This is a genomic window from Mediterranea massiliensis (assembly GCF_900128475.1).
Classification (GTDB): Bacteria; Bacteroidota; Bacteroidia; order Bacteroidales; family Bacteroidaceae; genus Bacteroides; species Bacteroides massiliensis_E.
In genome coordinates this window covers 705,500-719,316 of record NZ_LT635838.1, presented here as the reverse complement: position 1 = coordinate 719,316, position 13,817 = coordinate 705,500, and the positions used below count along the sequence as shown (strand labels likewise).

The following is a 13,817-nucleotide window of genomic DNA, read 5'->3' as shown; positions in this document are numbered from 1 at the left end:
TTTTCAATTCTCCATTAAAATAAGGCCGTGAGGCCAACAGGTTTAATTTTATTCGAATAAAAAAGAAAATGAGTACAGAAAATGACAACTGGCGCGAAGCGTCGGGTACAGACAGAAATGAAGGTGCTGACCGTGATGGCAATCAGTACAAAGGGGCCGGTTTCGGCCGTTCTTCCTACAACCGTGACAACAACGACCGTCCCTACCGTCCACGCTTCAACAGCAGCGAGAACGGCGGACGTGCACAGAAGGCTTATAGCAGCGACCGCTCCTACCGTCCGCGCTTCAGCAGTGGCGACAACCAGGGCGACCGCCCGCAGCGTGCGTATGGCAGCAGCTATCGCCCGCGCTTCAACAGCGGCGATGAAGGTGGCGAACGTCCGCAGCGTTCGTACGGCGGCAGCGAGCGTCCCTTCCGTCCGCGTTTCAATCCGAACGCCGAGGGCGGTGAGCGTCCGCAGCGTCCGCGCTTCAACCCCAACAGCGAACGGGGTGGCTACAGTCCGCGTCCGCGCTATAACGCCGAGGGTGGTGATCGCCCGCAGCGTCCGCGTTTCAATCCGAACGCCGAGGGCGGTGAACGTCCGCAGCGTCCGCGCTTCAATCCGAACGGCGGACGGAGCAGCTACGGACAGGGCAACAGCTACGGTCAGGGATACGGGCGTCCGCAGCGTCCGCGTACGGCAGACTATAACCCGAATGCCAAGTACAGCAAGAAGAAACAGATAGAATACAAGGAACAGTTTGTGGATCCGAACGAGCCGATTCGTCTGAACAAGTTCCTGGCCAATGCCGGTGTATGCTCGCGCCGTGAGGCAGACGAGTTTATCACGGCCGGAGTGGTATCGGTGAACGGACAGGTGGTGACCGAGCTGGGTACGAAGATCAAGCGTGGAGACGAAGTGAAGTTCCACGACCAGGTGGTGAGCATCGAGCGCAAGATCTACGTGCTGCTGAACAAGCCGAAAGATACGGTGACGACATCGGACGACCCGCAGGCACGCCGCACGGTGATGGACCTGGTGAAGGGCGCATGCGAGGAACGAATCTATCCCGTAGGCCGACTGGACCGCAACACGACGGGCGTGCTGCTGCTGACCAACGACGGCGACCTGGCTTCGAAGCTGACGCATCCCAAGTATCTGAAGAAGAAAATCTATCATGTCCATCTGGACAAGAACCTGACAAAGGCCGACATGGAGCAGATTGCCGCCGGCATACAGCTGGACGACGGTGAAATCCACGCAGATGCTATCAGCTATACCGACGAGAACAAGAAGAACGATGTGGGTATCGAAATCCACTCGGGAAAGAACCGCATTGTGCGCCGTATCTTCGAATCGTTGGGATATAAGGTGGTGAAACTGGACCGTGTTTATTTCGCAGGGCTGACGAAGAAAGGACTGCGTCGCGGCGACTGGCGTTACCTGACCGAGCAGGAGGTGAACTACCTGCGAATGGGGTCGTTTGAATAAATTATATAGTATATATATAAATGTATAGTTATGGAAAAGATCAGTAGAACAAAGATTGTGGACCTGCTGAAGCGTGAAGACTTCGGCGCTATGGTCAACGTGAAAGGATGGGTACGCACCCGTAGAGGTAGCAAACAGGTAAACTTTATCGCGCTGAACGACGGTTCTACAATAAATAATGTACAGATTGTGGTCGACCTGGCCAACTTCGACGAGGCTGTGCTGAAGGACATCACCACGGGCGCCTGCCTGAGTGTGAACGGCGTGCTGACGGAGTCGGTGGGCGCCGGACAGAAGGCGGAAATCCAGGCCCGTGAAATCGAGGTGCTGGGCACCTGCGACAACACGTATCCGCTGCAGAAGAAGGGACACTCCATGGAGTTCCTGCGCGAGATTGCCCACCTGCGTCCGCGTACCAATACCTTCGGCGCCGTGTTCCGCATCCGCCACAACATGGCCATCGCCATCCACACCTTCTTCCATCAGAAGGGCTTCTTCTACTTCCACACGCCCATCATCACGGCGTCGGACTGCGAAGGAGCCGGCCAGATGTTTCAGGTGACCACGAAGAACCTCTACGACCTGAAGAAGGACGAGAACGGTTCCATCATCTACGACGACGACTTCTTCGGCAAGCAGACCAGCCTGACGGTATCCGGTCAGCTGGAAGGCGAGCTGGCTGCTACGGCCCTGGGCGCCATCTATACCTTCGGCCCCACGTTCCGTGCGGAGAACTCGAACACGCCGCGCCACCTGGCCGAGTTCTGGATGGTAGAGCCCGAGGTGGCCTTTGCCGACCTGGCCGAACTGATGGACCTGGAAGAGGAATTCATCAAGTTCTGTGTGAAATGGGCGCTGGACAACTGCCGTGACGACCTGGAGTTCCTCAACAAGATGGTGGACAAGGGACTGATAGAGCGCCTGCAGAAGGTGGTCGACACCGAGTTTGTGCGCCTGCCCTATACGGAAGGCATTCAGATTCTGGAAGACGCCGTGGCCAAAGGGCACAAGTTCGAGTTCCCCGTGTACTGGGGCTGCGACCTGGCCAGCGAGCACGAACGCTACCTGGTAGAGGAGCACTTCCAGAAGCCGGTCATCATGATAGACTATCCGAAGGAAATCAAGGCTTTCTACATGAAGCAGAACGAGGACGGCAAGACCGTGCAGGGCACCGACGTGCTGTTCCCGCAGATTGGCGAAATCATCGGCGGAAGTGTGCGTGAGGAGAACTACGACAAGCTGATGGCCCGCATCAACGAGCTCCACATCCCGATGAAGGACATGTGGTGGTATCTGGACACCCGCAAGTATGGCACGTGTCCGCATGCCGGTTTCGGTCTGGGCTTCGAACGCCTGCTGCTGTTCGTGACGGGTATGGCCAACATCCGCGATGTAATCCCCTTCCCGCGTACGCCGCGCAACGCCGAGTTCTGATTGAAACGGCATTCCGCATAGACTTCACCACAGATTACGCGGATTTTCACAGATTGGATGCAGTGCCGGTCTGTGGAAATCGGTGTAATCTGTGGTGATTGTTTTTAGTGGAAGTATGGTTTCTGCTCTGACTGTCAGACAAAAAAATGACTAAATCGTTTGTCAGTTAGCAGAAAAACCGTACCTTTGCAAGCCGATTATTATCTAAAAAGGATAAGCAATTAATTCATAGCGAGTTAATCGACCTTTGTCCGGGGCGGTTGGCTGGTGGTGAAGAAAAACATTTAGTAGTAACATTTTAAAAAACATTTAAGAGTGGATACTTTAAGTTACAAGACCATTTCTGCAAACAAAGCTACGGTGACGAAAGAATGGGTCATCGTTGACGCTACAGACCAGGTATTGGGCCGTCTGGGCGCAAAAGTTGCGAAACTGTTGAGAGGAAAGTATAAACCCAACTTTACCCCTCACGTAGATTGTGGCGATAATGTAATCATTATCAATGCCGACAAAGTGAAAATGACTGGCAACAAGTGGACCGACAAGATTTATCTGTCCTATACCGGCTATCCCGGTGGCCAGAGAGAGATGACCCCCGCCCGCCTGAAGGCCAAACCGAACGGCGAGGACAAGCTGCTGAGAAAGGTAGTGAAGGGCATGCTCCCCAAGAACAAGCTGGGCGCCAAACTGCTGGGCAACATGTATGTATATGCCGGCAGCGAACACAAGCATGAGGCTCAGAACCCCAAAATGATAGATATTAACGCACTTAAATAAGAGATGATGGAAGTAGTAAATGCATTAGGCAGACGTAAAAGTGCTATTGCACGTATTTTCGTAAGCGAAGGTACTGGAAAAATTACCATTAACAAGAGAGACCTTGCTGTGTATTTCCCTTCAAGCATTCTCCAGTACGTGGTTAAGCAGCCGCTGAACAAGCTCGGCGTAGCTGAAAAGTATGACATCAAAGTAAACCTCTGCGGTGGTGGTTTCACCGGCCAGTCTCAGGCCCTGCGTCTGGCTATCGCCCGTGCACTGGTGAAGATCAATCCGGAAGACAAGGCTGCCCTGCGTGCCGAAGGCTTCATGACTCGTGACCCGCGTGCTGTTGAACGTAAGAAACCGGGTCGTCCCAAAGCACGTCGCAGATTCCAGTTCAGCAAACGTTAAGAGTTGCAGATTGGTTGGGGCGGACAAGTTGCATGATTTTCAACTTTCAACTCTCAACTCTCAACTGAAAAAGCGTTTAGCATCTAAACTACCGGGACTCTTCTCCCTACGGACCAGGCTACCCGGCGGTTGGTTTAGAAAAACAAAAAAGAAAGTAAACGATTTAAGATTAAAAAGACAATGTCAAGAACAAATTTTGATACATTACTGGAGGCCGGTTGCCACTTCGGTCACCTGAAAAGAAAGTGGAACCCCGCAATGGCTCCCTATATCTTCATGGAGCGCAATGGTATTCATATCATTGACCTCAACAAGACGGTTGCTAAAATTGACGAAGCTGCCGAAGCTTTGAAGCAAATCGCCAAATCAGGAAAGAAAGTCCTGTTTGTTGCTACTAAGAAACAAGCTAAGCAGGTGGTTGCCGACAAGGCTGCCTCTGTAAACATGCCTTATGTAATCGAGCGCTGGCCGGGTGGTATGTTGACCAACTTCCCGACTATCCGTAAGGCCGTTAAGAAGATGGCTACCATCGACAAGCTGACTAACGACGGTACTTACTCGAACCTCTCCAAGAGAGAAATCCTGCAGATTTCCCGTCAGCGTGCCAAGTTGGACAAGACTCTGGGTTCCATCGCTGACCTGACCCGTCTGCCGTCTGCTCTGTTCGTGGTAGACGTAATGAAGGAAAACATCGCCGTTCGCGAAGCCAACCGTCTGGGTATCCCCGTATTCGGTATCGTGGACACGAACTCCGATCCTACGAATGTAGACTTCGTAATCCCCGCCAACGACGACGCTACCAAGTCTGTTGAGGTCATCCTGGACGCTTGCTGCGCTGCAATGCAGGAAGGTCTGGAAGAACGCAAGGCCGAGAAGATTGACATGGAAGCTGCCGGTGAGGCTCCTGCCAACAAGGGTGGCAAGAAGAAAGCTGCCAAGGCTCGTCTGGACAAGTCGGACGAAGAAGCTATCAACGCTTCCAAGGCTGCTGCCTTCATGAAGGAAGACGAAGAGGCTTAAAACATATTGTTGAGAGTTGAGAATTGAAAGTTGAGAGTTACTTTAAACGGCAATTCTCAATTCTCTGTTCTCAACTCTCAACTGCTTTCTGAACAAGAGTATTATTAACTTTAAAACGATAGAAGAAATTATGGCTGTAACAATGGCTGATATAACCAAGCTCCGCAAAATGACCGGTGCTGGTATGATGGACTGCAAGAACGCCTTGACCACTGCAGAAGGCGACTTCGACAAGGCAATGAAGATTATCCGCGAAAAGGGACAGGCCGTAGCTGCCAAGCGTTCGGACCGCGAGGCTTCCGAAGGCTGCGTGCTGGCTAAGACAACCGGCGACTTTGCCGTAATCATCGCCCTGAAGTGCGAAACTGACTTCGTGGCTCAGAACGCTGATTTCGTGAAACTGACTCAGGACATCCTGGACCTGGCCGTTGCCAACAAGTGCAAGACGCTGGACGAAGTGAAGGCGCTGCAGCTGGGCGACGTAACGGTGGCTCAGGCTGTGACAGACCGCAGCGGTATCACGGGCGAGAAGATGGAACTCGACGGTTATCTGACTGTTCAGGGTGCCGACACAGTGGTTTACAACCACATGAACCGCAACGGCCTCTGCACCATCGTAGCCTTCAACAAGAAGGTGGACGAGCAGCTGGGCAAGCAGGTAGCTATGCAGATTGCTGCCATGAACCCCATCGCCATCGACGAAGACGGTGTGCCCGAGGACGTAAAGCAGAAAGAAATTGAAGTGGCTATCGAGAAGACCAAGGCCGAGCAGGTACAGAAGGCTGTAGAGGCTGCCCTGAAGAAAGCCGGCATCAATCCTGCCCACGTGGACAGCGAAGAGCACATGGAAAGCAACATGGCCAAGGGCTGGATCACGGCTGAGGATGTAGCCAAGGCAAAGGAAATCATCGCTACGGTTTCTGCCGAAAAGGCTGCCCACCTGCCCGAACAGATGATCCAGAACATTGCCAAGGGTCGTCTGGGCAAGTTCCTGAAGGAAGTCTGCCTGCTGAACCAGGAAGACGTGATGGACGCCAAGAAGACGGTAAGAGAAGTGCTGAAGGAAGCTGATCCCGAACTGAAGGTGGTAGACTTCAAGCGTTTCACTCTGCGTGCCGAATAATATCCGGTCCGGATGTCGAAATAAACGAAGAGAGCGTATCTGCGGATGCGCTCTCTTTTTTTGCGGGTTTATCCCACCGGCTTGGTCTGTGTGTAGCCGGCCTGCTTCAGCAGGTCCAGCACTTTCTGCTTGAAGTCGCCCTGGACGATGATCTCGCCGTCCTTGGCCGTGCCGCCTACGCCGCACTTGCTCTTCAGCAGCCGCCCTAGTTCCTTCAGGTCGTCGTCGCTGCCGGTGAAGCCGGTGACGAGGGTCACTACCTTGCCGCCGCGGTTCTTGCGGTCGAGCTGCACGCGCAGCTTCTGCTGGGAAGGGGGCAGGGTGGAGGTTTCCTCTTCGTCCCTAATCTCATAACGGAAGTCGGGATTGGTGGAATAGACCACGTTCAGGCGGTCTTTCCAGTCGTTGTTTCTCATTTTTTTTCTTGTTTGGGGTTACTTTTTGTTCTTTTTGTCTGAACAAATATAGCATTTTGTGGGCTATTTTGCAATGGTGTTGCTTTTTTTCTGATGTGCCCTTTCCCTGTCAGACTTCTGTCTTGATATTTGTTTTTGTATGTTTCCTTTTTCGATACAGGAGGAATTTTATCTTATTGGTTAAAATTTGATATTTTCAAGATGATATTGGTGGTTATTAACAATACTTCGGTAAATTTTTACCGATAAATTTAATTAAATAATAGAATCGGTGTTAGCCAGTTCAATATTATTAAAGAGATCATTGAAATACTGTCAAGAATGAATCGTTAAGGGGTAAGAAAAGTGATGAAAAATATATGATAAATAGCTGAAAATAAAGCATGAAAGTATTGCATAATTTGTTGATTATTAGTAAATTAGAAGTATCTCACCACTTTTAATTATGACCAAAGAATCACTCCTTATGCAATACCAATCCGAGTGCAGGAATGCTCTCGAATCAGTTGTAAATATAAGCAAATCTTTCCAGAAAGTATTCATGGATGCAATAAAATTGTTCATGGCCATACCTGACCGCATCAATTTCCTACAAATGGGACGATATGGATGTTTCTCAGAACAGACATACCGAAACAATTTTGAGAATGATGGCTTTGACTGGTTTTCCTTCAATGAAGCCATCATTAGAGAACACCTTAAAGGTGGTCGTAAGGCGATAGCCGTTGATCCGTCTTTCATTCCAAAATCAGGCAGCAAAACGCCATGGATTGGCTATTTCTGGTCCGGTTGTGCCGGTGAATACAAACGCGGACTGGAAATAACCGGTATTGGAGTTATAGACGTTGACAACCATGAATGTATGACTTTGGGTTCTGTACAGACACCTGACAACGCAACGCTGGAAAGCTGTGAGAAGAATCTTGTTGACTGGTACAGCTCTTACCTTATCAGCATACAGGAACAGCTGAAACGTATTTCTGGCACAGTCGTATGTGATGCGTTCTTTTCAAAGGCAACTTTCATCAAACCATTGTACGATAACGGTTTCCACGTAATAAGCCGTTTCAGGAATGATGCCGTATTGTTTTATCCCACCTTAGAAAATAGGACAGGAAAACGCGGACGTCCAAAATTACATGACGAGAAAATTGACTTTGAAAATCTGGACATCACAAGATGTACCGAGTACAAAGTGAACAAGGGTAAACTTTACGGACTGAAAGCATACTCCAAAGCGCTCAAACGCTTTGTGAGCCTGGCTGTATGGTATCCTATGGATGGAACGGACAAATGGCAGCTGTATTTCTCTACGGACGAAACACAGAACGCACAGGATGTTCTGGACTTTTACAGGACACGTTTCCAACTCGAATTTTGCTTTCGTGATGCCAAGCAATATGCCGGAATAACAAACTGTCAGTCTACAGACTTCAGGAAACTGGCATTTCACTTTAATGCATCACTTGCAGCGATAAACCTTGCCAAGGCTGCCTGTAAGAGGATGGGAATAAAATATTCCATATCATCATGCAAGTCAGTCATACACAATGCTTACATGCTTGAACGATTTATTCACGTGTCTGGGATTGAACCAGACACGCATTTAATTGACAGACTTTTCAAAGAACTCATTTTATTTACTGCCAAAGCCGCTTAGGCTAGGCTAATGGTTAACGAACTATTGTATTAAACAAAATTAGAATAAATGGAAATGGCTATAAACGGCCTCTTTTGAATATAAAGTTTGAAAAAAACTTGTGAAAATAGTAGTAGTGTAAAAATAATTATATATATTTGCAAAAATGAATGCTTTTTCAGCTGAAAGGTGCTATTCGGTTCTGGCTGAAGGATTGTTTGTTGACCTTATTAATTTTTAAAGATAAGTATATGGTTAAAATCACGAAATCAGTAGGTATGCTGCTTTTCCTAAGCTCTATGACTACGGGCATGGTAAGTGCAATACCTGATTATGGCACTAAGTCTGCCATTGTTCAGCAACAGGACAAAATGTGTAAGGGTGTTGTGTTGGATGCTGCCGGTTTGAGTGTGATCGGTGCATCTGTAGTTGTGAAAGGTACCACCAATGGTTCTATAACAGGATTGGATGGTGACTTTTCATTGTCAGGTGTGGAAGTGGGTGCTACACTTCAAATCTCTTTTGTGGGTTATGTCTCTCAGGAAATTGTGTGGAACGGACAACCTTTGAAAATTACTCTGTTGGAAGATGCTCAGATGCTGGATGAAGTAGTAGTGGTAGGTTATGGTACTCAGAAAAAGGTGAATTTGACGGGTGCTGTTTCTATGGTTGACTCTGAGGTGTTGCAGTCTCGTCCGGTGGCTAACGTTTCTCAAGCTCTGCAAGGCCAGATTCCCGGTCTGAATATGTCCGTAAGTAATAATGGAGGTTCACTGGATGGTACAATGAGTTTCAACATTCGTGGTGCCGGTACAATCGGTTCTGGCTCGAGTGCTTCTCCGCTGGTCTTGATAGATGGTGTTGAGGGTGATATGAATGCTCTGAACCCCAATGACATTGAAAACATTTCGGTATTGAAAGACGCCTCTTCTTCTTCTATTTATGGTGCAAGAGCGGCTTTTGGTGTTATCCTTATTACCACCAAAAACGGTAAAGCTGGCAAGACCCGTGTGAACTATTCGGGTAATGTCCGTTTCAATGACGGTATCGGTGTGCCTGATGTGGCTGATTCATACAGCTTTGCCCAAATGTTCAACGCAGCTAATGTAAATGACGGTGGAACTCCTATCTTCAATGATGCTTATATGCAGAATATCAAGGATTATTTGGACGGTAAGTTGAAACAGTCTACTGTGGCAAACGGCAATGTTTGGGCCAAGTGGAACGAAGGTGCCTATGACAATGTCAACTGGTTTGATGAGTTCTATAAAAGCTGGGTGCCTTCTCAGGAGCACAACCTTAGCATCAGTGGTGGCAATGAGAAGGTGCAATACATGATTAGCGGTAATTTCTTGGGACAAAACGGTCTGAGCCGTCATGGTGAAGACAAAATGAACCGTTACACGATGAATGGTAAAATTACTGCCGAACTCGCAAGCTGGGCCAAGGTGACGTATACTACCCGCTGGACCCGTGAAGATTTTAGCCGTCCGACTTACATGACTGGTCTGTTCTTCCACAATGTTGCCAGAAAATGGCCCATTCAGCCGGCATATGATCCGAATGGCTATCCTATGAACGAAAGTGAAATCGAACAGATGGAGAACGGTGGACGTCACAAGAATCAGAAAGATTATTATACCAACCAGTTGGCATTTGTGTTCGAACCCATCAAGGATTGGCATATCAATGTGGACGGTACCATGCGCACACAAACTACCTACCAACATTGGGAAGTACTTCCGGTCTACTATTGGGACGTGAATGGAAACCAACAACCGATGGCATGGGGCATGGGTGACGGAACTTATTCACCGGGACAGAGTCGTGTTCAGGAATATACTTATAAAGAGAACTATTTCGCAACCAATATTTATACGGACTACTCGAAAACTTTTGACAGCGGGCATTACTTTAAAGTATTGTTGGGATTTAACGCCGAGAAATATACTACCCGTAACATTACAGCACAGCGTGACGGTCTGATTTCATCGGATGTTCCTACATTGGACACCGCTACGGATGCTGATATCGCCAGTGGTGGCTATGCCCATAATGCGGTAGCCGGTTTCTTTGGCCGTATCAACTATAGTTACAAGGACCGTTATATGGTCGAAGCGAACGGTCGTTATGACGGCTCTTCCAGATTTATAGGCAACAAACGATGAGGCTTCTTCCCTTCATTCTCTGCCGGATGGAATATTGCACGCGAAAGCTTCTTTGAGGACTTTGGAGAAAAGACGACGATTTCTACCTTGAAGCTGAGAGCTTCGTGGGGTGAACTTGGCAATACAAACATCGACAACTGGTATCCTTTCTATCAGTCTCTGCCTCAAGGTACAAACTATTCATGGATTATCAACGGAACTTTGCCCAGTTATGCCAGCAACCCAGGTATCGTCAGTGCGTCTATGACGTGGGAAACCATCCGCTCTTGGGATGTCGGTCTTGATTTTGCCTTGTTGAACAATCGTTTGACTGGTAGCATCGGTTATTTCCAGCGTAAAACATTGGATATGGTTGGTCCTGCTCCCGAACTTTCTTCTTTGCTGGGATCATCGGTTCCTGATGTGAACAATTGTGATATGAAGTCCTACGGTTTTGAATTAGAGGTTGGCTGGCGTGACCAGATAGGTGATTTCTCCTATGGTGTGAACTTCAATCTGTCTGATGCACAACAGAAGGTTACACGCTACCCGAATCCTTCCAAGTCCCTTAATCAGGCTTATTATGAAGGTAAGATGCTGAACGAGATTTGGGGTTATACGACAATCGGCATAGCCCAGAGCGATGCAGAAATGCAGGCGCATCTGGCTAACACAGACCAGAGCTCGTTGGGCAGCGGATGGGGTGCCGGTGATATCATGTACGCTGATTTGGACGGCGACGGAAGAGTTAACTCGGGTTCTAATACTGTAGACGATCCGGGTGACAGACGAGTAATCGGAAACTCAACTCCCAGATACAATTACGGTATCACTCTGGATGGTGCGTGGAAAGGATTTGATTTGCGCTTGTTCTTCCAGGGTACAGCCAAGCGTGATCTGTGGTTGGGCGGTACCTATTTCTGGGGTACGAATGGTGGCATGTGGCAGTCTAATGTGTTCACTGAACACTTGGATTATTGGACACCCGAAAATACTGATGCGTATTATGCACGTCCGTCCTGGACTGGCCGTAACCATCAGACACAGACCGGCTATCTGCAGAACGGTGCTTATTGCCGTCTGAAGAATATTACATTGGGTTATACGTTGCCTCAGACTCTGACCAGAAAGGCTGGTATTGAGAACGTCAGAGTATATGTATCCGGCGATAACCTGCTTACGTTCACTCAGATGAGTAAGATTTTCGACCCTGAAAACATCGGCTCGTTGTATGGCGATTCTGGTAAAACTTATCCTTTGCAGCGCGTCATTTCTGTGGGTGTAAATATTAACTTCTAAAAAAAAGACAAATGATAAAAAAATATAAAGGCATTTTTGCAGCATATATGCTGGCAGGTGCAGGTCTGTTTGCTACCTCTTGCAACGACTTTTTGGACTTGGCTCCGTTGGATCAGGTGACACCGGAAGTATATTTCGAGACATCAGACCAATTAGGTTCGTATGCAATATCCCAATATAACAATCTGTTTACTTATCCGACAGGATGGAGCCAGGGTAGTGTTCTGAATGGTGACGCCAATACTGATAATATGGTGGCTGGAGCGGCCAACCAGTCGCGCTTTACCAAAGACTATTGGAAAGTTTCTCAGAGTGGCGACTTGGGTATGTCTTTGATCCGTTATTGTAACTATTTCTTTGAGACCGTTCTTCCTAAATACGAGGCCGGTGTATATGCGGCAAGCAATGAGGCTGATGCCAGACATTATATTGGTGAGATGTATTTTATCAGAGCTTGGATCTATTTTTCTCGCTTGAAGACCTACGGTGACTACCCTATTGTAACTGATGTACTGACGGACAATAAAGAGGACCTGATTGCTCATGGTAAACGTATGCCCCGTAATGAAGTGGCTGATTTTATTCTTTCCGATTTGGATAAAGCAATCAGTATGTTGCATGAAAAAGGTTTTGAAGCAAACAACAGAATCAACAAGCAGGTGGCATTGCTCGTTAAGTCGCGTGTGGCGTTGTACGAAGCCTCCTATGAGAAATATCACAAGGGAACCGGACGAGTACCGGGTGATGAAGGATGGCCGGGCGAAAAAGTACATCCGGGATATCAGCTGGATGTAAATGCGCATGTCAATTCCTTGCTGACGCAGGCTATGGAGGCAGCCAAGGCGGTGGCCGATGCTACAACCTTGACTACCAATACTATGGTGCTGGACCAGAATCCTCTGTCTCCTTCTACCGGTTGGAATCCCTATTTCGAGATGTTCTCTTCCCAGGATCTTTCAGGGATTGACGAAGTCTTGATGTGGAAAGCCTATGGTTCGGTTGGTACGGCTACTATTGCCAGTGGTGTGTCGGCCTATATTGTTACCGGTTCCTATAATGGCTTGCTCAAGGGCTACATTGAGAGCTTCTTGATGGAGGACGGTTTGCCTATTTATGCTGCTTCTGATGAGAAACCCTATATGGGCGATGAAACACTCGACAATGTGAAAGCAAACAGAGACGGACGTCTGCAGTTGTTCGTGTTTGGTGAAAGTAATAACTTGCCTATCCTTTCTACTGGCAATGATGAGGTGCATAAGTTCTTGCCGGTACTGGTTCCGCAACGTGTCAACGAAATGGGTGATATGACCGGTTACCGTATGCGTAAGGGCGAAAGCTTTGACAAGACCCAAAACGTATATGGTAAGGCAGAGGGGACCATCGGCCAGATCTTGTTCCGTGGTGTAGAGGCTTATCTGAACTACATCGAAGCTCAGTACATGAAAGATGGAAGATTGGATGCTACGTCAGAACTTTACTGGAAAGCTGTCCGTACACGTGCCGGAGTGGATGCCGATTTTAATAAGACCATCAACGCTACTGACATGGCCCAGGAGGCCAAGGGCGACTGGGGAGCCTATTCACAAGGACAGTTGGTTGATGCTACTTTGTACAACATTCGTCGTGAACGTCGTTGTGAGTTTATTGGTGAGGCCATGCGTTGGGATGATCTTGTTCGCTGGTCGGCTATGGATCAATTGGTTGGTTCCTACTTTATTCCCGAAGGATGTAACTTTTGGACAAGTATGTACCGGACAGCAATCTATGACGGCGAAGGTTATGATGAAAAGAATATTGTAACATTTGTTGAAGGACCAGAGAATGAGAAAGCCAACATCTCTTCCAGTGCCGAGAGCAAGTATGTTCGTCCTTATCGCATCCAGAGCAGCAATCCTGTCTTCAATGGTTATACTTGGATGAACGCTCACTATAATTCTCCGATGCCGATTCGTGAAATCGAACTATTGTCGCCAGATGAGTCGATTGATACGTCTGTCCTTTACCAGACTTGGGGATGGCCTACCAAACCTAATATGGAAGCAGAGAAATAAAGACGGCATGACTGCCTGAATTCATAACTGCCTGTACATCCTT

Annotated in this window: 9 protein-coding genes and 1 pseudogene; 9 read left to right on the top strand and 1 reads right to left on the bottom strand. The window is 48.2% G+C overall.

Annotation, left to right across the window (positions count from 1 at the left end; all coding sequences use genetic code 11):
* Positions 1-68 precede the first annotated feature (68 nt).
* The 6 genes from BQ7483_RS12910 to tsf all read left to right on the top strand — a co-directional run bounded on the left by BQ7483_RS12910 (position 69) and on the right by tsf (position 6,222).
* Positions 69-1,475: a pseudouridine synthase gene (locus BQ7483_RS12910; protein ID WP_072546166.1), complete on the top strand. Its 1,407-nt coding sequence runs from the start codon at positions 69-71 to the stop codon at positions 1,473-1,475.
* Between the two features lie 30 nt (positions 1,476-1,505).
* Entirely contained in the window at positions 1,506-2,909 is a 1,404-nt protein-coding gene (gene asnS / locus BQ7483_RS12905) for an asparagine--tRNA ligase (protein ID WP_072546165.1), read from the top strand.
* 315 nt (positions 2,910-3,224) lie between these two features.
* Positions 3,225-3,686, top strand: coding sequence for a 50S ribosomal protein L13 (rplM, locus tag BQ7483_RS12900; RefSeq protein WP_022020975.1), 462 nt, complete (start codon positions 3,225-3,227; stop codon positions 3,684-3,686).
* 6 nt (positions 3,687-3,692) lie between these two features.
* Positions 3,693-4,079: a 30S ribosomal protein S9 gene (gene rpsI, locus BQ7483_RS12895; protein ID WP_021846901.1), complete on the top strand. Its 387-nt coding sequence runs from the start codon at positions 3,693-3,695 to the stop codon at positions 4,077-4,079.
* A 180-nt stretch (positions 4,080-4,259) separates the two neighbouring features.
* Positions 4,260-5,099 (top strand): 30S ribosomal protein S2, encoded by an 840-nt coding sequence (rpsB, locus tag BQ7483_RS12890; RefSeq protein ID WP_022020976.1) that lies wholly within the window; start codon positions 4,260-4,262, stop codon positions 5,097-5,099.
* Positions 5,100-5,229: 130 nt separating this feature from the next.
* On the top strand, positions 5,230-6,222 hold the full coding sequence (gene tsf, locus BQ7483_RS12885; protein WP_072546164.1) for a translation elongation factor Ts: 993 nt from the start codon (positions 5,230-5,232) through the stop codon (positions 6,220-6,222).
* Between the two features lie 68 nt (positions 6,223-6,290).
* Here tsf and BQ7483_RS12880 read toward each other — a convergent pair whose 3' ends face one another.
* Positions 6,291-6,638 (bottom strand): translation initiation factor, encoded by a 348-nt coding sequence (locus tag BQ7483_RS12880; protein ID WP_072546163.1) that lies wholly within the window; start codon positions 6,636-6,638, stop codon positions 6,291-6,293.
* A gap of 445 nt (positions 6,639-7,083) precedes the next feature.
* Here BQ7483_RS12880 and BQ7483_RS12875 point away from each other — a divergent pair, with 445 nt between their 5' ends.
* The 3 genes and pseudogenes from BQ7483_RS12875 to BQ7483_RS12865 all read left to right on the top strand — a co-directional run bounded on the left by BQ7483_RS12875 (position 7,084) and on the right by BQ7483_RS12865 (position 13,774).
* Positions 7,084-8,298, top strand: coding sequence for a transposase (locus tag BQ7483_RS12875; protein ID WP_072545385.1), 1,215 nt, complete (start codon positions 7,084-7,086; stop codon positions 8,296-8,298).
* A 290-nt stretch (positions 8,299-8,588) separates the two neighbouring features.
* Positions 8,589-11,723: pseudogene (locus BQ7483_RS12870) on the top strand (SusC/RagA family TonB-linked outer membrane protein).
* Between the two features lie 11 nt (positions 11,724-11,734).
* A complete protein-coding gene (locus tag BQ7483_RS12865; protein ID WP_072546162.1) occupies positions 11,735-13,774 on the top strand; it encodes a RagB/SusD family nutrient uptake outer membrane protein in 2,040 nt (679 codons plus the stop codon).
* The last annotated feature ends 43 nt before the right edge of the window (positions 13,775-13,817 follow it).

Coding starts and splice junctions, on each gene's coding strand:
- rpsI (WP_021846901.1), top strand. CDS start 3,693: ATGGAAGTAGTAAATGCATTAGGCAGACGTAAAAGTGCTATTGCACGT.
- tsf (WP_072546164.1), top strand. CDS start 5,230: ATGGCTGTAACAATGGCTGATATAACCAAGCTCCGCAAAATGACCGGT.
- rpsB (WP_022020976.1), top strand. CDS start 4,260: ATGTCAAGAACAAATTTTGATACATTACTGGAGGCCGGTTGCCACTTC.
- BQ7483_RS12865 (WP_072546162.1), top strand. CDS start 11,735: ATGATAAAAAAATATAAAGGCATTTTTGCAGCATATATGCTGGCAGGT.
- BQ7483_RS12880 (WP_072546163.1), bottom strand. CDS start 6,638: ATGAGAAACAACGACTGGAAAGACCGCCTGAACGTGGTCTATTCCACC.
- BQ7483_RS12875 (WP_072545385.1), top strand. CDS start 7,084: ATGACCAAAGAATCACTCCTTATGCAATACCAATCCGAGTGCAGGAAT.
- asnS (WP_072546165.1), top strand. CDS start 1,506: ATGGAAAAGATCAGTAGAACAAAGATTGTGGACCTGCTGAAGCGTGAA.
- BQ7483_RS12910 (WP_072546166.1), top strand. CDS start 69: ATGAGTACAGAAAATGACAACTGGCGCGAAGCGTCGGGTACAGACAGA.